The organism is Mucilaginibacter sp. OK268 (genome assembly GCF_900103125.1).
Taxonomy (GTDB): Bacteria; Bacteroidota; Bacteroidia; order Sphingobacteriales; family Sphingobacteriaceae; genus Mucilaginibacter.
In genome coordinates this window covers 324,097-342,293 of record NZ_FNJV01000008.1, presented here as the reverse complement: position 1 = coordinate 342,293, position 18,197 = coordinate 324,097, and the positions used below count along the sequence as shown (strand labels likewise).

The 18,197-nt window shown below is 41.8% G+C and carries 20 protein-coding genes and 1 pseudogene; 10 read left to right on the top strand and 11 right to left on the bottom strand.

What is annotated here, in order from left to right; all coding sequences use genetic code 11:
- Positions 1-95, bottom strand: a pseudogene (locus tag BLR84_RS30635) (glucosamine-6-phosphate deaminase); the annotation flags it as partial.
- Positions 96-310: 215 nt separating this feature from the next.
- On the opposite strand from BLR84_RS30635, the gene BLR84_RS23250 reads away from it, so the two are divergent.
- Positions 311-1,504, top strand: a complete 1,194-nt coding sequence (locus tag BLR84_RS23250) for an anhydro-N-acetylmuramic acid kinase (RefSeq protein WP_090472648.1) — start codon at positions 311-313, stop codon at positions 1,502-1,504.
- Positions 1,505-1,549: 45 nt separating this feature from the next.
- Positions 1,550-3,055 (top strand): NAD(P)H-hydrate dehydratase, encoded by a 1,506-nt coding sequence (locus tag BLR84_RS23245; RefSeq protein WP_090472647.1) that lies wholly within the window; start codon positions 1,550-1,552, stop codon positions 3,053-3,055.
- Between the two features lie 361 nt (positions 3,056-3,416).
- On the opposite strand, the gene BLR84_RS23240 is transcribed toward BLR84_RS23245, so the two are convergent.
- From BLR84_RS23240 to BLR84_RS23215, 6 genes are all read right to left on the bottom strand, one after another.
- Positions 3,417-4,238, bottom strand: a complete 822-nt coding sequence (locus tag BLR84_RS23240) for an anti-sigma factor (protein WP_090472646.1) — start codon at positions 4,236-4,238, stop codon at positions 3,417-3,419.
- A 4-nt stretch (positions 4,239-4,242) separates the two neighbouring features.
- Entirely contained in the window at positions 4,243-4,794 is a 552-nt protein-coding gene (locus tag BLR84_RS23235; RefSeq protein ID WP_090472645.1) for an RNA polymerase sigma factor, read from the bottom strand.
- Between the two features lie 24 nt (positions 4,795-4,818).
- Positions 4,819-5,703 carry a lipoyl synthase gene (gene lipA, locus BLR84_RS23230; protein ID WP_090472644.1) on the bottom strand — a complete coding sequence of 295 codons (885 nt, stop codon included), beginning with the start codon at positions 5,701-5,703 and terminating at the stop codon, positions 4,819-4,821.
- A 243-nt stretch (positions 5,704-5,946) separates the two neighbouring features.
- Complete coding sequence (gene ytxJ / locus BLR84_RS23225; protein ID WP_090472643.1) at positions 5,947-6,276, bottom strand: bacillithiol system redox-active protein YtxJ; 330 nt, start codon at positions 6,274-6,276, stop codon at positions 5,947-5,949.
- A 249-nt stretch (positions 6,277-6,525) separates the two neighbouring features.
- A complete protein-coding gene (gene ribH / locus BLR84_RS23220) occupies positions 6,526-7,020 on the bottom strand; it encodes a 6,7-dimethyl-8-ribityllumazine synthase (protein ID WP_090472642.1) in 495 nt (164 codons plus the stop codon).
- 135 nt (positions 7,021-7,155) lie between these two features.
- Positions 7,156-7,833: a tetratricopeptide repeat protein gene (locus BLR84_RS23215; RefSeq protein WP_090472641.1), complete on the bottom strand. Its 678-nt coding sequence runs from the start codon at positions 7,831-7,833 to the stop codon at positions 7,156-7,158.
- Between the two features lie 289 nt (positions 7,834-8,122).
- On the opposite strand from BLR84_RS23215, the gene BLR84_RS23210 reads away from it, so the two are divergent.
- Together BLR84_RS23210 and BLR84_RS23205 are read left to right on the top strand one after the other, a co-directional pair.
- Positions 8,123-9,223, top strand: coding sequence for a DNA replication/repair protein RecF (locus BLR84_RS23210; RefSeq protein ID WP_090472640.1), 1,101 nt, complete (start codon positions 8,123-8,125; stop codon positions 9,221-9,223).
- Positions 9,216-9,506 (top strand): DciA family protein, encoded by a 291-nt coding sequence (locus BLR84_RS23205; protein WP_076376360.1) that lies wholly within the window; start codon positions 9,216-9,218, stop codon positions 9,504-9,506. The genes BLR84_RS23210 and BLR84_RS23205 overlap by 8 nt, the downstream gene beginning before the upstream one ends.
- Here the strand turns inward: BLR84_RS23205 and BLR84_RS23200 are convergent.
- On the bottom strand, positions 9,493-9,687 hold the full coding sequence (locus BLR84_RS23200) for a hypothetical protein (RefSeq protein ID WP_090472639.1): 195 nt from the start codon (positions 9,685-9,687) through the stop codon (positions 9,493-9,495). The genes BLR84_RS23205 and BLR84_RS23200 overlap by 14 nt on opposite strands.
- Positions 9,688-10,030: 343 nt before the next feature.
- Here BLR84_RS23200 and BLR84_RS23195 point away from each other — a divergent pair, with 343 nt between their 5' ends.
- Complete coding sequence (locus BLR84_RS23195) at positions 10,031-10,393, top strand: hypothetical protein (RefSeq protein WP_143013977.1); 363 nt, start codon at positions 10,031-10,033, stop codon at positions 10,391-10,393.
- Positions 10,394-10,516: 123 nt separating this feature from the next.
- On the opposite strand, the gene BLR84_RS23190 is transcribed toward BLR84_RS23195, so the two are convergent.
- Positions 10,517-10,936 carry a nucleoside-diphosphate kinase gene (locus BLR84_RS23190; protein ID WP_090472637.1) on the bottom strand — a complete coding sequence of 140 codons (420 nt, stop codon included), beginning with the start codon at positions 10,934-10,936 and terminating at the stop codon, positions 10,517-10,519.
- 257 nt (positions 10,937-11,193) lie between these two features.
- Between BLR84_RS23190 and BLR84_RS23185 the strand changes: the two genes are divergently transcribed.
- From BLR84_RS23185 to BLR84_RS23165, 5 genes are read left to right on the top strand one after another with little or no spacing between them, the layout of a single operon-like run.
- Positions 11,194-12,204 carry a DHH family phosphoesterase gene (locus tag BLR84_RS23185; RefSeq protein WP_090472636.1) on the top strand — a complete coding sequence of 337 codons (1,011 nt, stop codon included), beginning with the start codon at positions 11,194-11,196 and terminating at the stop codon, positions 12,202-12,204.
- Positions 12,205-12,214: 10 nt separating this feature from the next.
- A complete protein-coding gene (locus BLR84_RS23180) occupies positions 12,215-13,180 on the top strand; it encodes an FKBP-type peptidyl-prolyl cis-trans isomerase (RefSeq protein ID WP_090472635.1) in 966 nt (321 codons plus the stop codon).
- Between the two features lie 59 nt (positions 13,181-13,239).
- On the top strand, positions 13,240-14,223 hold the full coding sequence (locus tag BLR84_RS23175; RefSeq protein ID WP_090472634.1) for an FKBP-type peptidyl-prolyl cis-trans isomerase: 984 nt from the start codon (positions 13,240-13,242) through the stop codon (positions 14,221-14,223).
- A gap of 48 nt (positions 14,224-14,271) precedes the next feature.
- Positions 14,272-15,039 (top strand): TatD family hydrolase, encoded by a 768-nt coding sequence (locus BLR84_RS23170; protein ID WP_090472633.1) that lies wholly within the window; start codon positions 14,272-14,274, stop codon positions 15,037-15,039.
- A gap of 41 nt (positions 15,040-15,080) precedes the next feature.
- The gene (locus tag BLR84_RS23165; protein WP_090472632.1) at positions 15,081-16,103 is read left to right on the top strand and encodes an asparaginase; all 1,023 of its coding nucleotides are present in this window, start codon (positions 15,081-15,083) and stop codon (positions 16,101-16,103) included.
- Positions 16,104-16,229: 126 nt separating this feature from the next.
- On the opposite strand, the gene BLR84_RS23160 is transcribed toward BLR84_RS23165, so the two are convergent.
- Together BLR84_RS23160 and BLR84_RS23155 are read right to left on the bottom strand one after the other, a co-directional pair.
- Positions 16,230-16,946, bottom strand: a complete 717-nt coding sequence (locus BLR84_RS23160) for a LytR/AlgR family response regulator transcription factor (protein ID WP_090472631.1) — start codon at positions 16,944-16,946, stop codon at positions 16,230-16,232.
- The gene (locus tag BLR84_RS23155) at positions 16,943-17,971 is read right to left on the bottom strand and encodes a sensor histidine kinase (protein ID WP_090472630.1); all 1,029 of its coding nucleotides are present in this window, start codon (positions 17,969-17,971) and stop codon (positions 16,943-16,945) included. The genes BLR84_RS23160 and BLR84_RS23155 overlap by 4 nt, the downstream gene beginning before the upstream one ends.
- Positions 17,972-18,197 lie beyond the last annotated feature (226 nt).

Sequence of the window (18,197 nt, the reverse complement as noted above, 5' to 3'; positions counted from 1 at the left end):
GCAGCCACCGCTACCGAGGCTTGTTGCTGGGTACCATAAACGCTTACCGGCAGCTTCTCGTACCGGGTCTCTTCCAATAAATTTAATCGGGCCATGTATCAGTATTAATAAGTTTATATGCTTGTTCCAAAACAAATATATCAGATATTTATGTAGTGCAGCTATTAATTTAGTGTAAATCCTCTCCAAAGGAGAGGACTTTGATTCGCAAACGTTTGTGTTAAGCCCTCTCTTTTGAAGAAGGGTCGGGGTGAGGCCTTTTATTAATTTAACTTTTGCAAAGCCCCGCAACAAATCGTAATTTAAAGCCATGTTACCGTTTAATCAAAATCTGCAGCAGCTGTTCAATATCGCCCAAAAAAATAAAAAATTGGGTATTGGTCTCATGTCGGGTACTTCGCTGGATGGGCTCGACATCGCCCTGTGCAGTTTTACCGGCAGCGGTCTGCAAACCCAGTTCGAGCTATTGCAATTTATAACCATACCTTATCTGCAAAGTTTTAAGGACGAAGTGCAACAGGTTTTTGCCCGCAAAACGGCCGACCTGGAGCAGGTAACTTTACTGAATGCTTTTATAGGTAACTATCATGGCCAACTGGTTTTGGAAGCATTGGCCGGTTGGGGTGTAGATGCAGGTACGGTTGATTTTATAGCCAGTCACGGGCAAACCATTTACCATGCGCCTCAGCGGCTGCACCATCGGGCCAACTACCCAAATGCCACCCTGCAAATAGGTGATGGTGATCATCTGGCGGTAAAAACCGGGATATTAACCATCAGTGATTTCAGGCAGAAACATATCGCCGCAGGTGGCGAAGGTGCGCCTTTGGCTTTATATGGCGACGTGCTGTTGGGCAGTAAACCCGGCGAAAACCGGATACTATTGAATATAGGAGGGATAGCCAATCTCACCTATCTGCCTGCCAATGGCGATGCCAATCAAATCTTATGCACAGATATCGGTCCTGGAAACACGCTGATCGATGCGGCTTGTCGTAAATTTTTTAATACGGCGTATGACAAAGATTCGGCTATTGCCTATGGTGGTAAAGTAAATGAAGACCTGCTCAGGGCATTGCTCAATCATGCTTTTTTTGAGGAAGCGGCTCCAAAAACCACGGGTCCGGAATTATTTGGTTTGGCTTATGTGGAGCAGGCTCAGTTACGTACAGGTACAGAACACATTAAAAACGAGGACCTGGTAAGTACCTTAAGCATGTTTACCGCGGTAGCTATTGAACATTTTATCCGGACAAATATCAAGGCCCATGATCTGCATGTATTTATAAGCGGCGGTGGTGCCCGAAATCCTTTTGTAATTAATTATTTAAAACAGGCATTGGCCGATACCCAAATTGCCGATACCGGCAGCCTGGGAATCGATCCCGATGCCAAGGAAGCCATACTATTTGCCTTGCTGGGTAACGAGGCCTTGTGTGGTGAACCGATGACCATTGGTAATAACCTCGCTGTGCTGATGGGGAAGTTTAGTTTTGCGCATTAGGAACTTTACAAAAACAAAACATATTATTCCTTACTTTAGAATAATATGCTGCCTTTATTAATTGCCGAACAAGTACGCCAGGCTGATGCCTATACTATAGCTCATGAGCCCATCTCTTCTGTTGATCTGATGGAGCGGGCTTCTAAAGCATTTGTGGGCTGGTTCATCAATCATTTTCCGGATAAAAAACAATCGATCAGTTTTTACTGTGGCACAGGCAATAATGGCGGCGACGGGTTGGCTATTGCACGCATACTCCATCAGCATCATTATAAAAAACTGACCGTAAAGATTGTGCGTTGTAGTGATAAAACCTCTGCCGATTTTGATATAAACCTGGAGCGTTTAAAGCAAATTGATATCCCGGTAACGGAAATAAATAAAGGCGACGATCTACCTGAGGAAAGCAGCACCATCATTATCGACGCCCTTTTAGGAAGCGGTTTAAATAAACCGCTTACCGGCGATTATGAGCGATTGGTTAAACATATCAATGCCCTAAACAAAACGGTTGTGGCTGTTGATGTGCCCACAGGGCTTTTCTGCGACGGAGAGATACAACCGGAGGCCATAGCTATTGAAGCCGATCTGGTGATCAGCTTTCAGCAACCAAGGATCAATTTTTTGCTGCCAGAATCGGCCCCTTATATTCATTGCTGGGAAACGGTAAATATCGGCATTGACGAGGGGTATGTACGATCCATAAACTCACCTTACCAGTTTATAGAGGAAAAGGATGTAAAAGCCGGACTGAAACCTCGGCGACATTTTAGTAATAAAGGGACTTACGGTCATGCCCTTATCATAGCCGGGCAGACCAAAACCATGGGAGCGGCCCTGCTGAGCGCTTCGGCCGCTGCTCATGCCGGTGCGGGGCTTACTACTGCCTGCGTACCCGAAAGCGGACTCATCGCCCTCAATAGCTATCTGCCCGAAATTATGGCCATTGTGCGCAATGAAAATGAACTGCCCGAAATTGAATGGGATAAATTTAGTTCGATAGCCATTGGACCTGGCCTGGGCAAAGCTGATGATGCCCTTCAATTGTTATCGGCATTGATCAAAAACTATAAAAAGCCCATAGTTGTGGATGCCGACGCGCTTAATTTGTTGGCAGAACATCCCGACTTATTGAAAAAATTACCGGAAGGAAGCGTGCTAACACCTCACATGAAAGAGTTTGATCGTTTGTTTGGCGAGCATAAAAACTGGTGGCAGCGGTTGCAAACAGGTATGCAGCAGGCTAAAAAGCTGAATATCCATATCGTTTTAAAGAATGATTATACCATAACCTTATCGCCGGAGGGGCGGGCTTACTTTAATTCATCGGGTAATGCGGCTATGGCGTCGGGTGGTATGGGTGATGTGTTAACCGGCATCATTACCGCATTGTTGGCTCAAAAATATGCTCCCTTGCAAGCCTGCCTTATTGGTATTTATGTACACGGCAAAGCCGGCGATGAATTGGCCTTGCCTAATAGGTTGAATGTGGTTTTGCCGGGTAAGCTCACCGCGCAATTGCCAATCACCATGGCCAAATTAATAGCATAAAAAAAACGGTTGCAAGTATTGATACAACCGTTTTTGATTAACTATTAACTGATCTTATAAAGAACTAAATACTCAAATTTATGGCGTTAGATTTATGATATTCATTAGGTTTTTCGATCTAACTATACATAAGACGCATCAACTACCCTAATAGTTACAAAAAAACAAATATTTTGTGTGGATTTCGGTTAAATAATTGTTAAATAACATGATAAGGTACTGGTTTGTTTCCAAAAATAGCTTAAAATAGCCTTAATTGGGGTATAAACTGTGTTAAAATTTGTTAAAACTATCGGGAATAGGGAATGGACTACGGGAGCCATAGTATGATAAATGCAATAAAATGGGAGGATAGCGAGGATCAGAATTTACCCAGAACCATCATTTGATCCATGGTAGGGTTAACACTGCCGCCTTTTGGCTCAAGGGTTACGGCAAAAGCATCGGCAAGCGCTATCGACTTCATCTCTTTCATACCGGTCGAATCATTTTTGGCATCAAAAACACCCAGGTCAACCGGTTTGCCGCCAACTAATGCCCAAAGCTGGTATTGATGATCTTTATCGTTCTCGGGCAGTTTAACATTGCCCATGTCGATCATTACTTTTTTCTTGGAAGGGCTAAATGCCAACATTACTACTGATGCCGGGGTTTTAGCTGTTCCCTGTAGTTTCAATAATTTAAAAGATGGGTCGCGGAAAATGCCCAGTTCCCTGTCCATTAAATTTACGCGGTTACTAAAATGTTGATTTTGCAATTGCATAGCCTCCAACTGATCGTTAGAGTTTTTGAGGCGCGAGTAAACGCTCACCAAAGCAATGGTACTGGCTACCAACAAAGCCAAACTGGCAGCAAAGGCATATTTATAAAAGTTGTTTTCCTTGCGTGCAGTTAATTCCACCAACTTATGGTTAACGGGGTGTGGCTTTTCGGGGAAGTTATTATCGTCGCCTAAATTGGTAAGGATACTGCCCATTACCCGGCCACGTAAATTTTCTGAAGGTTCAACAGCATTTTCCTGAGCGTACAGTTCCAGGGAGCGCTCAATTTCATCCAGTTCCGCTTTTACGGCAGGATGTTTTTGGGCCATCTCTTCCACTTGCAACTTTTCGTTGGGGGTTACATCCCCCAGAACGTAAAGTTCCAGTATCCCTGTTTCTATATATGCTCTTATATCTTCCACTACTTCAATTAAAATGTTTTCTGAGTTGCTGTATACCCATTCGTAACCGCGTTTTAATGGTACCCAGCGGAACGCCTAATTCATCAGCAGCTTCCACATGCGTGTAACCTTTAAAATACACCAGATCGATTATTGATTTTTGTTCAGGCTTTAATGTATCAACCAGATCTTTAACACCCATCAACTCAGGCTTGTAAACCGTGCTCCTTTGCTCGTCAATGGAATTTACGGTATTTTCAAGTTCCTGGTTTTTATTCTGGTTCTTAAAATCCTTTGATCTGATTTTATCTATAGCCAGGTTGCGCGCGATATTTACCATCCAGGTAAACAGGCGGCCTTTTTCGGTGCTATAGCTGGAGAAGGAGTGCCAGATTTTTACAAAAGTTTCCTGTAAAACATCTTCGGCAATGGCGGTGTCGACAACAATGCGTGAAATTACGCCGAACAATACAGCAGAATACATATCATATAACGCTTCAATAGCAATTTTCTCATGATTTCTCAATGAAAAAACCAACTGCTCCTCGGTCAGCGATATTTTATGTTTCTTACTCAACAGTGTGAATATATAAAGGAATTATCACATATCAAACAGATGCTTTTCTGCATGATAGGATGAACGTACCAGTGGTCCGCTCTCTACGTATTTGAAACCTTTATCTAATCCAAATTGTTTTAACCGGGCAAACTGATCGGGATGGATCCAGTCAATCACCGGGTGATGGTTGCGTGTTGGCTGTAAGTATTGGCCTAAAGTAAGTATGTGTACACCGGCCGCCAGCAAATCGTCCATGGCTTCTAAAATATCGTCTTCGGTTTCGCCTAAACCCAGCATAATGCCCGATTTGGTTCGTAAACCGGCTTCTGATACGTGTTTTAAAGCCTCCAAGCTACGATCATACTTAGCCTGGATGCGAACCTCTTTGGTCAAGCGGCGTACGGTTTCCAGGTTATGTGAGACTACCTCAGGGCGGGTTTCCAGCACGCGTGCCAGGTTATCCCAGTTACCCCTGAAATCGGGCAATAAAGTTTCTAATGTAGTATCGGGGCTTTCGCGGCGTATAGCGTTGATAGTTTCGGCCCAGATAATGGATCCGCCGTCTTTCAGGTCGTCACGATCAACAGAAGTGATCACGCAGTGTTTTACCTGCATTAGTTTTACCGAAGTAGCTACGCGGTTAGGCTCGTCTATATCAACGGCTAATGGCCTGCCGGTTGCTACGGCGCAAAACGAGCAGGAACGGGTACAAATATTACCCAGTATCATGAAGGTAGCTGTGCCGGCTCCCCAGCACTCACCCATATTAGGGCAATTACCACTCTCGCATATGGTGTGCAGCTTATGTTCATCAACCAAACTGCGTACATGTGTATACTCTTTTCCAATAGGCAGCTTTACCCTAAGCCAATCTGGCTTGCGTTGGGGTTGTTGGCTAACAGCAGGAATTACCGGCAAATCAATCATGGTACAAATGTAATTAAAAACCAAATAACCCTTTATGGGCTATAGTACAAGTTTTACGAATAAATTATAATAGGGGGATCAGAATCAAGAGATAAGAATCAGGAAACAAGAATAAAAACCTACGTCATTGCGAGGTACGAAGCAATCTCTATATTGTACAGAGCAAACGTACATAGTTAACCTGCTTATGTAGGGATTGCTTTGTACCTCGCAATGACGAGTGGGGTATATACTAAGAAACTGCTAGTTTAAAACCGACAGGGCTTCGTCAACCGAGATCTCTCCGTGAGATTGATCGAGTACACATTCACCATCTTTGATCAGCAGCAGCTGCGGTGATTCATGGTGTACCTGGAAAATTTCGGCCACTTGTTTTGACAGATCACGATAACTGATGAGATCTAAAAAATAAAGGGGCATGTCTTCGGGAAGATCTTCCCAGTCCAACTCAAAACGTTTTTTAGCCATCATGCTGATGGAACAGCGGGTGCTATGTTTAAATATCAGACTGTAGCCCTGGTGTTGTTTAATGCTATTCAATTGATCTACCGACTCCAACGAAATCCAATTCATAAAGATAATGATATAGTGTACAGTGCTATAAGTGTTATTAAAACACAAAATAACGCAAAAAACTTCCTATAGCTTTAAATGAAAATAAAAAATGACAATTGCCTGTTAACGACGGCTTTTAGGATATGAACCATAAGCTGGGCATAGTTTATTGGAGCATGACGAGATCGTGCAACCAACTACCAGGGCTATAAACGCTATGTAAATAATTTTTTTCATCGTATTAATTGATACAGGTTTTTACGTTGATCAGTTGTTTAATGTTTCGGCAAGATGGGCCATTTTTATAGCTGTAATAGCAGCCTCATCACCTTTGTTACCATGTTTGCCACCGGCACGGTCAATAGCCTGCTGTTGGTTATCAGTGGTTAATACACCAAATATAACAGGTTTTGAATATTTTATGGCAACATTACTTACACCATTTGCCACAGCATTACAAATAAAATCAAAATGACGGGTTTCGCCTTGTATCACACAACCCAGGCATATCACCGCTTCCAGTCCGCCTTTTTTTAACAACAAGTCGGCGCCTGATGTAAGCTCAAAGCTGCCGGGTACCGGGTATACTACAATGTTTTCGGGCAGGGCGCCATTATTTACCAGGCTTTGATAGGCACCCTGGTAAAGGGCATTGGTAATTTCGGCATTCCATTCGGCTACAACAATACCAAAGCGGTATGGCTTTGCTGATGGGATCTCGGTATTTGAAAAATCTGATAGGTTTTTAAGCTGTGTAGCCATTTTGTTGTAAAGTTAAAAAGTTGAAAAGTTTTAAGGTTAAGAACGTACTCCTTTTAAACGCTTAAAGGTTATAAAATTACGGGAGATTCAGCTCTCGTAACATTACAACCTTTAAACATTGCAACCTTTAAACAATTAAAGTTTCGCTTCGGTACGAGCTATATACTCGTCAATATTTTGCGCTTCGGCACTTTCAGGATATTCTGTTTTTATCCTTTTGTAAGCCTCGGTGGCTGATTTGTTATCTTTTTGTTCTTCGTAAACCAAGCCTAATTTCTTTAAGTAAAGAGGCGATAAAAATTTGTTTTTCGCTTTATCAACAGCTTTGTTAAATGATGAGGCTGCTTTATCATAGTCTTTTAGTTCTACATAAGCATCACCGGCACTACCCAATGCTTCGGCAGCTACCATGCTGTCGTCGCCGCGATAGTTGTTCAGGTTATCAAGCGCTTTACGGTATTCGCCTTTGTTTAAATAAGCGGTGCCTAAGTAAAAATAAGCCAGGTTAGCGGCCTTGGTATTGCTGTACTCGGTAATGATCTTTTCAAAACCCGGATAGCTGGCATCGCCTTTAATGGCTTTGTCCCAATCTTTTTTGGCCCAAAAATCCTGCGCAACGTGCATTTGGTCGGCAGCCTGAACTTCGCGCGGACCTAAATATAATTTCAGATATAAAAGATAAATAGCAATAAGGGCAATGATGGCCCCACCTATAAATAATAGGCTTTTTTGATTCTCGCGCACGAAATTTCCGCTTTGTCCAAAATTATTTTCTGGTGATGCAGCTTTGGTGTTCGCCTGGGTTTTTGACATTGTTGTTCTAAAATTAAGTGTGCAAAGTTACGGTTTTCAAAATTTCTGGCAATAGCTTTTGTATTAAATCTTTATGGAGATGATTTTACGCCCAATTATACCAAAGATTATTGGGGAATAATGGGTTATTTAAGTTGTTATTTTTTCTGAACCATGATTATGCAATCAAAGGATTCTCCTGTTTTTTTCGTAGTAATCCCCAAATCAGGCAAATCATGGTTCAGACAAAATAATGAAGCAATGAACTACTGAACTAATGAACAATTCTAACTAAATTTGCCTCCCCGTTATGTATTTGCAGCAACTGTCAGTTATCAATTTTAAAAATTACCAGGAGGCCGAGCTTGTGTTTAGCGCGGGGGTGAATGCCTTTACCGGTAACAATGGAGCCGGCAAAACCAACCTGTTAGATGCTATTCATTACCTGTCGTTATGTAAAAGTTATTTTAACCCGATAGATAGCCAGCAGATAAAGCAAGACGAGGATTTTTTTATTATCACCGGTGTTTTTAATAAAAATAAACAAACTGAAGCGGTGGCTTGTTCTGTTAAACGTAACCAGAAAAAACAGTTTAAACGGAATAAAAAGGACTATCAGCGCCTGGCCGATCACATAGGGTTACTACCGCTGGTGATGATCTCCCCATACGATACCAGTATTATTACCGAAGGGAGCGAAGAGCGCCGAAAATTTGTTGATAATGTAATATCGCAAACCGATAATCATTACCTGGATGAGCTCATTACCTATAATAAGGTGCTGGCTAACCGCAACGCGCTGTTAAAATTGATTGCTGATACCGGCCGTTATGACCCCAGCTTGCTGGAAGTACTCGATGAGCAGCTTACGGGTTCCGGCAACCGTATATTTGAAAGACGTAAAGCTTTTATGGAAAGTTTTACCGTTATTTTTAACAGTCATTATAGTTTTTTAAGTGATGGGGCCGAGCGTGTTGAATTGGTTTATGAATCGCAACTGCTACAGGATGATTTCGCGGCTTTGTTAAAAAAGAATGTGGAGCGCGACCGGGCGCTGGAGCGTACCACCGTGGGCATACATAAGGACGATCTGCAATTTGGCATCCATGGTATGTCAATGAAAAAATTTGGATCACAGGGGCAGCAAAAGTCGTTTTTAATAGCGCTTAAGTTGGCGCAGTATACTTTTTTATATCAGCAAAAAGGGTTTAAGCCTTTGCTGCTGCTGGATGATATTTTTGATAAGCTGGATGATGAACGCGTTACCAAGTTGATGAAAATGGTATCCAATAATGATTTTGGACAAGTATTTATCACCGATACAAGCGTAAATCGCGTACAGGACATTTTTCAGCGAATAAACGTAGACGTAAAACTATTTAAAGTAACAGGAGGGGTAATTGATGCGTAAAGCAAATGACAAATCGTTAAAGGATGCTATTGACCAAATGCTGAACGTTTATAAAATTAAACGCCGCTTTGACGAAACTGCTGTAGTGGCCGCCTGGCCCGAGTTGGTAGGTAAACCTGTGGCCAACCGTACCAAAGAGTTATTTATCCGCGATAAAAAATTGTTTCTGCGTATCGAATCATCGGTGATCAAAAACGAGCTCATGATGATGCGCGCCCAGATCATGGATAAGATAAACGAAAAAGCAAACGGGATACTGGTTGAGGAAGTTATTTTTCTTTAGAAAAACGAAGCCTATGCTTTACACTAATATCATCACTGATCATGGAGTAGGCAAAAATGAATATGCCTGGAATGATAAAAGCCAGCTGAACCTCGGGGTGGGCTTTATATAACAGAATAGAAGCTGCTGCCAGGCACACGATGAGTAAGAGGTATATGATACATTTCAGAAATAGTTTCATACAGTATAGCTTTAAAAATTACCGGGTTTATTAATCCAGGATAAACTCTATAAAAATGTAATATTAACCCTGTTGGGTAAATCTACAAAACATATACCAAACTAAAACAAGAAAATAACATTTACCGGTGTAATTAACTGAATTACACTGGTAAGTTATCTAAAAGTTAAAATCTTTCGAAAGCCGAAAAGAAGAAATTGCCTTTGATTTCCGCATTTGCTGTGAAGATTTAGATTTTACATGTTTTTTAGACATTTATGCCAAGGTTTTTTATATTTGTGTTATTAAACCTTAAACCAGCCTGGATAATTTAAAGCTATCCCCAAACCTAAAAATCACTGTTATGAAAACACTCATTCGACTGCTCGTAGTCTGTTCATTTGCCTTATTACCCTTGCAAAATACTCAGGCAAAAAAACACATCCACATCAATAAATTTTTTAGTATTGGTTTAAATTTGGGTAATAACACCAGCTATAATGGCTCCATTTACCTGTATGGGCCTACTAATATTAGCTCTTACTTTGGCCCTGGCGGTTCTTCCTATGGCCCCCTCACGGCCGGCACCTATTATGTAAACATGTATATTTCCGCACCCGGAACGCATACTTTTACGTTCAATGGGCAATCTGTTACCACCTCCGAGGGGCATGCCACATTCAGTAATGTGAGCATTACTAGCACGGTCTTTGCCTTTGTTAATTAAATAACTTTCCTGCGAAGGTACTTCCGGGAATTTTTTTACCAGGGTAGCCTATAATTATGATTGCCTTCGCAGGATGTTATTTTTTACAAATGCAGTCATACTGTAGCTATGTGCTATGTACAACTAAAACTTTTCGAAAGCCGAAAAGAAGAAGTTGCCTTCAATATCAGCGTTTTCATCAGAATCAGATCCGTGAACAGCGTTCGCGTCAATTGATTTAGCGAACAGGTTACGGATGGTACCTTCTTCTGCCTTAGCCGGATCGGTAGCGCCGATCAGTTTACGGAAATCTTCAATAGCGTTGTCTTTCTCCAATATAGCGGCTACGATCGGGCCTGATGACATGAAGTTAACCAGGGCGCTATAAAAAGGACGTTCTTTATGCACTTCATAAAACTGGCCTGCTTTTTCGGGGCTTAATGAAGTATATTTAAGAGCGATGATCTTGAATCCACTCTTTGTGATCTTGTCTATAATCGCACCAATGTGGCCGTTTGCTACCGCATCGGGCTTTATCATGGTAAAAGTTCTGTTGGTTTTCATTGAAATGGTTTGTTTTAATTAATTAGTATCAAGTAATTAGTATCAAGTATCAAGATTTCTTGTAACCTATTAATGTCACTTTTAGAAACTGTCCTGATACTTGATACTAATTACCTGATACTATATGGTTTCATTATTGCTTTTTAAAATTGGCGCAAAAATAGGTTTTTACATCTGTAACATAAAGCGTTTTGAATTAAATTAGATGGTTTGTATTTAATTTATTTATTTAGCTTTGCAACTCTTTTTTAAAATTGATGTTAGATTTAGCCTCGCTTAAAGAACTTTTAGCACAGCCTCAAAAAATAGTGATCACTACCCATCATAAACCTGATGGTGATGCGATGGGCTCGTCCTTAGGTTTATATAATTATCTGATACAGCAGGGCCATCATGCTAAGGTGATCACCCCTACAGATTATCCCGATTTTTTGAGTTGGATGCCTGGTAACGAGGAGGTTATTATTTATACCGAGCATCAGGAACAATCGGCAACGCTCATTGCTGATGCCGATATCGTGTTCTGTCTGGATTTTAATGCCTTGGGCAGGATCAATCAAATGGGTGAGCTGGTAGGTGCAAGCAGTGCCTACAAGATCATGATCGACCATCACCTGGAGCCCGAAGATTTTGATGATTACCGCCATTGGAACATCAACGCCTGTGCTACCGCCCAGCTTATTTATGATTTTATTGTGAATGAGCTGAAACATCCTGAATTAATTAATAAAGATGTAGCTACTTGTCTGTATACCGGCATCATGACAGATTCGGCATCATTCAGGTTACCCAATACTACCTCAACCGTACATCGTATAGTAGCCGATCTGATTGACGCGGGCGCGGTTAACTGGCGCATACATGAGCTGGTTTACAATAGCGCGTCAGAAGGCCGGCTCAGGTTCCTGGGGCATTGCCTGGCCAATTGTTTGGAAGTGCTGCCCGAATATAATACTGCTATTATTGCAGTTAGTAAAGACGATCTTGAGAAATATGACGTTGATACCGGAGATACCGAAGGAATTGTGAATTATGCTTTATCCATGGCGAGTATACGCCTGGCAGCATTTATTGTAGAACGACGCGATAAGGTAAAACTTTCGCTGCGCTCCAAAGGAGAATTTCCGGCTAATGAGATCGTTAAGAAATACTTTAGTGGTGGCGGTCATCGTAATGCGGCCGGCGGTCATTCTGAAGACAGCCTTGAACAGGTTATACAACAGTTTAAACTAATATTACCAGAATATAAAAAACTATTAATACAGTAAAACAGTAAAAATGAAAAGAAAATTGATGTTCTTGTCTCTTGCGGCTATAGGTTTAGCAAGTTGCAACGGTGGATTTAAGCAGGGCGATGGCGGCTTGCTTTATAATATTCACACTTCTAAAGGTGGAGCCAAAATTAAAGAAGGCGACTTTATAAGCCTTAACATGGTGGTAAAAACCGATGGCGACTCTGTGCTAAACAGTACTTATGAAAGCGGCCAGCCTACAAGAATGGCTATGCCAAAACCACAAGCCAAAGGTGATGTGGTAGCAGGTATTGGTTTACTGGGCGAAGGTGATAGCGCTACTTTTAAAATAGCTTCCGATTCGATATTTAAAGGTGGTCAGCAACGTCCTCCGGGCTTTAAAAGCAAATATCTGGTGTTTGTAGTTAAAGTTGAAAAAGTGATAGCTAAAGGCGCTCTTAATGAGCAGGTGTTCCGTGGCCGTGTAATGGATTATATCAAATCACAAGGCGATGCTTTAAAAGCACAGGAACCAGCCAAGATCAAAAAATATATTGCTGATCATAACCTTACATTGACCAAAACAGCTTCTGGCTTGCAATACATTATTACCACTCCTGGTACTGGCGAAAAACCAGCAGTTGGCGACACCGCGGTAGTAAATTATACCGGTAAAATGGTTAGCGGTAAAGTATTTGATACCAGCATTAAAGCAGAAGCTCTTAAAGCAAAAATACCTGTTGATCCAATGCGTCAGTTTGCACCTATCCGTATCCCTGTTGGCCAGGCCAAAGTAATACCAGGTTGGGACGAAGGCTTGCAATTGTTAAACAAAGGAGCAAAAGCCATATTCATCATTCCATCTGACATTGCTTATAAAGATCAGGGAATTGGCCCAATCGGTCCATACTCTCCATTGGTGTTTGAAATGGAAATGGTTGATGTAGTTAAACCAAATCCTAACGCTCCAAAACCGGTTGTACCGCAATTAACACCGCCACCAACTAAATAATTAAAAGAAATTGAACACAGCCTTTTTGCCCGCGGGCAAAAAGGCTTTTTTTTGTTAATATGAAACGTGCTATTTATTTCATTCTGCCCCTGATTGCCTTATTTACCATAAGCGTAAAGGCGCAAGTAACCGATCTGAAAAAGACTGCCAATGGTGCCTTGTATAAGATATTTACCAGCAACACTGGTGTAAAAGCAAAACAGAACGACGTGATCACCTTTAACTTTATCCAAACTACGGATAAAGATTCGCTATTGTTCAGTACCTATAAATCCGGTAAGCCGGTACAGGCGCAAATACAAGCATCACAAAACGTAGGTGACCTGATGGAGGTATTCCCTTTGCTGGCCGCTAAAGACAGCGCCCTGGTTAAAGTACCTACCGACTCTGTTTTTAAAGGACATGAAGAGGCCCGTCCTCCGTTTTTTCCGAAAGGCAGTTATTTAACCTTTGTTATTAAGATAGAAAAGATCCAATCGTTGAATGAAGCTATTGTTGAGAAGAATACTGAAGGACAAAAACTAAAAGATAAAGAACTAACAGCGGCCAACAGTTATTTAGCTGCCAATAAGATAAACGCGATACCAACTGGCTCTGGTTTAAGATATGTGGTTACCAAGCCATCAGTAAAACGCAAACCCTTAGCTGGCGATACGGTACTGGTAAATTATACCGGGCGTATATTAAATGGAAAAGTATTTGACTCAAGCATTGCAGCCGATGCTAAAAGCGCGGGTCTGGATCAACCAGGTCGTGAATATAAGCCGATAAGCGTAGTGCTTGGCCAGCAGCAGGTAATACCTGGTTGGGACGAAGGCTTGCTGTTACTGAACGAAGGATCAAAAGCTAAATTTATCATTCCATCGACCCTGGCTTATGGCGATAGGGGCGCCGGTCAGGATATACCACCATACAGCACATTGATATTTGATATAGAATTGGTACAGGTTAAACCAGGCAAACATGCCCCGGCTAAAACCGGTGTAGTTAGCCCGGCTAAAAAACGGGTTTACAAAAAAACGCTCACTAAAAAGACAAATTAATAAAAAAGCCTTCTGCCAAAAAACAGAAGGCTTTTTTATTTTTGCATTATGGTACTAACCGACACGCACACCCACTTATATTACGAAACCATTGCCGATAAGCGTACGGCCTTAATGGATCGCTGCTTGAGCAATGACATCAGCCGCCTGTTTTTACCCAATGTAGACAGGGAATCCGTGCCAATGGTGTTTGACCTGGTGCAGGCTTATCCCGGCCAATGCTTTCCGATGCTGGGTTTACACCCCTGCTCGGTAAAAGAAAACTGGCAACAGGAACTTAACGATATTCGGGAAGCTCATCAGCAACATAAAATTGTAGCCATCGGCGAGATCGGTATCGATCTGTACTGGGATAAAACCACACTGAATGAGCAGATAGAAGCTTTTCGTCAACAGATCAACTGGGCAAAAAGTCTTAAACTCCCTATCGTTATCCATTGCCGTGATGCCTTTAATGAGGTATACGAGGTGCTGCAACAGGAGCAGGACGAAAACCTGCGTGGTGTATTCCACTGCTTTACCGGCACGCTGGAGCAGGCCCAAAAGGTAACGGCTTTGGGCTTTTACCTGGGTATAGGCGGGGTGGTTACCTACAAAAATTCGGGTTTGGATAAAGTTGTAGCCGAAATTGACTTGAAACATATAGTTTTAGAAACAGATTCTCCGTACCTTACACCCGTTCCGTTCCGCGGCAAGCCTAATGAAAGTTCATACCTGATCTACATTGCACAAAAGGTGGCGGAGCTGCATCAAATACCCCTGGATAAAGTGGCCGATACAACCACCGAAAATTCAAAAAGGCTATTTGGTATTTAACAAAATTATTTATTGAATTTTATACAGCATACTAATATTTCATGAGCCAGATACTGATCATCTATACCGGAGGGACAATTGGAATGATGACCGATCCTGTGACCAAAGTTTTAAAACCTATCGACTTTGAGCATATCATGGATAATGTTCCGGAACTTGAAAAATTAAACTGCAAAATTAAGGTTCACTCTTTTGATGAGATCATTGATTCATCAAACATGAACCCGGCTATCTGGAGCGAACTGGCTGGCATCATCCTGTCAAACTACCACGATAACGATGGCTTTGTGATATTGCATGGTTCCGATACGATGGCCTATACCGCATCGGCCTTAAGCTTTATGCTCGAAAACCTGGGTAAACCCATCATATTTACCGGTTCACAACTGCCTATAAGCGCTATACGCACCGATGCCAAGGAAAACCTAATGACGGCCATTGAGATTGCCAAATCAAAAAAAGGCGACCGTGCGCGTGTACCAGAGGTTTGCATTTACTTTGATTATAAACTGTTCCGTGGTAACCGGGCGTTTAAATATAATTCGTCCAAGTTTGAGGCGTTCCGTTCACCTAACTACCCTATACTGGCTGAGTCAGGCGTTCACCTGCGTTTCAGCGCCAATGATATACGGCACCCACAGGAGGGTTCTGAACTTATTATCCATAATAACCTGGTGAGTGATGTGGCCGTATTAAAGCTATATCCGGGCATTGGTACTAAAGTGGTGGAGACTATTCTAAACTCCGATGTAAGGGGTATAGTAATGGAAACATTTGGAGCAGGCAATACAACTACAGATAGTTGGTTTATTGATTTGCTAAAAGGCGCTATTGACAGCGGTAAGGTTATCGTGGATATTTCGCAATGTAAAGTAGGTACGGTTGAACTGGGCAGGTACGATACCAGCCGCCAGTTGAAAGATATAGGCGTAGCTAATGGCTATGATATGACCTTTGAATCGGCTGTAACCAAAATGATGTACCTGCTGGGGATGTTTGATGATCCGGCCCAGGTAAAATATTATATGGAGCTTGATTTAAGGGGCGAGATTACGGTATCGTAGATATGCGCGTCATTGCGAGGTACGAAGCAATCTCTACACAGGCAGGGGCAACCAAGCATGTTTCTCTGTACAGCTTAGGGATTGCTTCGTACCTCGCAATGACGCGTAAGAGAATAAATCTGCCCCTCAAAATATCCTTTGATTAATAACCGCCATAAAGCCATCCTTAAACTTTTCGCTCACGGGGATGTGCTTGTCGCCAATGTAGATGTGGTTATCCTGGATCTTGTTGAGCTGTTTGGTATTGACGATATAGGAGTTGTGTACCCGCACAAATGGTACTGTAAGCTGTTCTTCAATATCCTTTAAGCGGCGATAGATCAATAGTTGATCGGTATGGGTCACTACCCGCACGTATTCCTTTTCGCCTTCGAAATACAGGATATGTTCCAGCAGGATCTTGCGCAGCACCTTGCCCGATTTTACAAAAAAGTATTCCTGGTCGGCTTGTACAGGCATGGCGACCGCTGCCGGGGCTTTACCAAAGTACGACTCTATTTTTTGCTGTGCCGCCAGGAAACGTTTCAGGGTAATAGGTTTCAGCAGGTAATCAATGGTTTTAAAAGTATAACTTTCGGCAGCAAACTCAGAGTAGGCTGTAGTGAAAATAATTTTTGTATCGGTTGGTAACAGGGCAGCAAGCTCCATCCCGCTCAGATGGGGCATGTTGATATCTAAAAATATAAAATCAACCTTGTTTTTGTTCTCTTTTAAAAAAGCGAGTGCCTCCAAACCGTTGTAGCACTTGGTTAAAAGCTGCCATTGCGTGGTTTGACCAATCAGCATTTCCAGCAGTTTTACCGCATTGGGTTCATCGTCAATAATAATACAACTTAAATTCACGCTAAAGGGATCTTTAAAAAAGCCGTAAATGATTGTTCGTTTTTATGGGTATCCAGTTCAAAATTGTTTTGATAAAGCAAGGTAAGTCTTTTACGCAAATTAGTGATACCAAAACCATTGCTCCCGTTTTGCTTTGGCTTGTCATAGATCCGGTTAACGGTTTCAAACATCAGGTAATTATCCTCCTGAACCAGCGAAATTTTGATGCAATTATCCAGGCTTGATTTATCGATGCCATGCTTAAAAATATTCTCCACAAAAGTCATCAGCAGCATAGGCGGGATACGCAAATCGGTATTAAATTGTTTGGTGAAGGTGAGTTGCACTTCATGACGGATACGGATCTTTTCCAGCTCCAGGTAATTCTCCAAAAATTTAACTTCGGTATTAATGGAAACTTCGTCTAGCGGGCTTTCATCTAAAAAATAACGCATAATGTCTGATAGGCGCTCTATCAGCGCTGCTGTTCGGGGAGCTTCGCGGTAAGCCTCATAATAAATATTGTTGAGCGTATTGAACAAAAAGTGAGGCTGTACCTGCGATTTGAGCAGGTTGAGCTCGGCCTGGCTTTTTTGTACCATGATCTCTTCGGTTTGCTGCTTTAATTTAAAGTAAGCAATAGCGATACGGAATATAAAGCTGAGCGCGAATATCAAGCCGCCACCCAAAACAAATTTCAATAAGGCGGGAAATGTTATCGGCTCGGTTTGTCCGGGTTTGGCAAAATAGGTGTTATAAAAATAGGTACTCAAATAACCCCGGCCTATGCCTGCAACGAATAACAGGAGCAGGGAAAGCAGTGCATACAAAACATACCTGCGGGTTTCATAAAAACGTGGATACAGAAATCGGATGTTGCCGTATATGATCAATACATAATAAACAATGTACATGTTGGTATAAAACACACTTTCCTTAATGCCATCCATAGAGGTGAACGACAGGAAAAGTATAATATAAACAGAAATCCAGACCAGCCACTGGAGTTGGGTAATTGTAGCCTTACCCTTAAACACTTGCATCATGCCTAAAATTACAAAGGTTTTTTGGGGTTCTGTTTTTTTTTCAACGCTTACCTTGCTTTATTCAACTAACCGGCTCTGAGAGTCAACTACTTGGTCTATAGTAGCTTGGTTGAAAGTATCCCCCTTATGGTTAAAAATAGGCCTACACCAGTTGAAATGATTTTTAGTGACAATCGATAAACAACAGCTTTGATCATTAAATAGTAATAACCTTAACAATTAACTA

What these genes read in the sequence shown, in the direction of transcription:
- BLR84_RS23250 (WP_090472648.1), top strand. Translation starts at nt 311, where the DNA reads ATGTTACCGTTTAATCAAAATCTGCAGCAGCTGTTCAATATCGCCCAA.
- BLR84_RS23245 (WP_090472647.1), top strand. Translation starts at nt 1,550, where the DNA reads ATGCTGCCTTTATTAATTGCCGAACAAGTACGCCAGGCTGATGCCTAT.
- lipA (WP_090472644.1), bottom strand. Translation starts at nt 5,703, where the DNA reads ATGATTGATTTGCCGGTAATTCCTGCTGTTAGCCAACAACCCCAACGC.
- ytxJ (WP_090472643.1), bottom strand. Translation starts at nt 6,276, where the DNA reads ATGAATTGGATTTCGTTGGAGTCGGTAGATCAATTGAATAGCATTAAA.
- ribH (WP_090472642.1), bottom strand. Translation starts at nt 7,020, where the DNA reads ATGGCTACACAGCTTAAAAACCTATCAGATTTTTCAAATACCGAGATC.
- BLR84_RS23215 (WP_090472641.1), bottom strand. Translation starts at nt 7,833, where the DNA reads ATGTCAAAAACCCAGGCGAACACCAAAGCTGCATCACCAGAAAATAAT.
- BLR84_RS23210 (WP_090472640.1), top strand. Translation starts at nt 8,123, where the DNA reads ATGTATTTGCAGCAACTGTCAGTTATCAATTTTAAAAATTACCAGGAG.
- BLR84_RS23205 (WP_076376360.1), top strand. Translation starts at nt 9,216, where the DNA reads ATGCGTAAAGCAAATGACAAATCGTTAAAGGATGCTATTGACCAAATG.
- BLR84_RS23200 (WP_090472639.1), bottom strand. Translation starts at nt 9,687, where the DNA reads ATGAAACTATTTCTGAAATGTATCATATACCTCTTACTCATCGTGTGC.
- BLR84_RS23195 (WP_143013977.1), top strand. Translation starts at nt 10,031, where the DNA reads ATGAAAACACTCATTCGACTGCTCGTAGTCTGTTCATTTGCCTTATTA.
- BLR84_RS23190 (WP_090472637.1), bottom strand. Translation starts at nt 10,936, where the DNA reads ATGAAAACCAACAGAACTTTTACCATGATAAAGCCCGATGCGGTAGCA.
- BLR84_RS23185 (WP_090472636.1), top strand. Translation starts at nt 11,194, where the DNA reads ATGTTAGATTTAGCCTCGCTTAAAGAACTTTTAGCACAGCCTCAAAAA.
- BLR84_RS23180 (WP_090472635.1), top strand. Translation starts at nt 12,215, where the DNA reads ATGAAAAGAAAATTGATGTTCTTGTCTCTTGCGGCTATAGGTTTAGCA.
- BLR84_RS23175 (WP_090472634.1), top strand. Translation starts at nt 13,240, where the DNA reads ATGAAACGTGCTATTTATTTCATTCTGCCCCTGATTGCCTTATTTACC.
- BLR84_RS23170 (WP_090472633.1), top strand. Translation starts at nt 14,272, where the DNA reads ATGGTACTAACCGACACGCACACCCACTTATATTACGAAACCATTGCC.
- BLR84_RS23165 (WP_090472632.1), top strand. Translation starts at nt 15,081, where the DNA reads ATGAGCCAGATACTGATCATCTATACCGGAGGGACAATTGGAATGATG.
- BLR84_RS23155 (WP_090472630.1), bottom strand. Translation starts at nt 17,971, where the DNA reads ATGATGCAAGTGTTTAAGGGTAAGGCTACAATTACCCAACTCCAGTGG.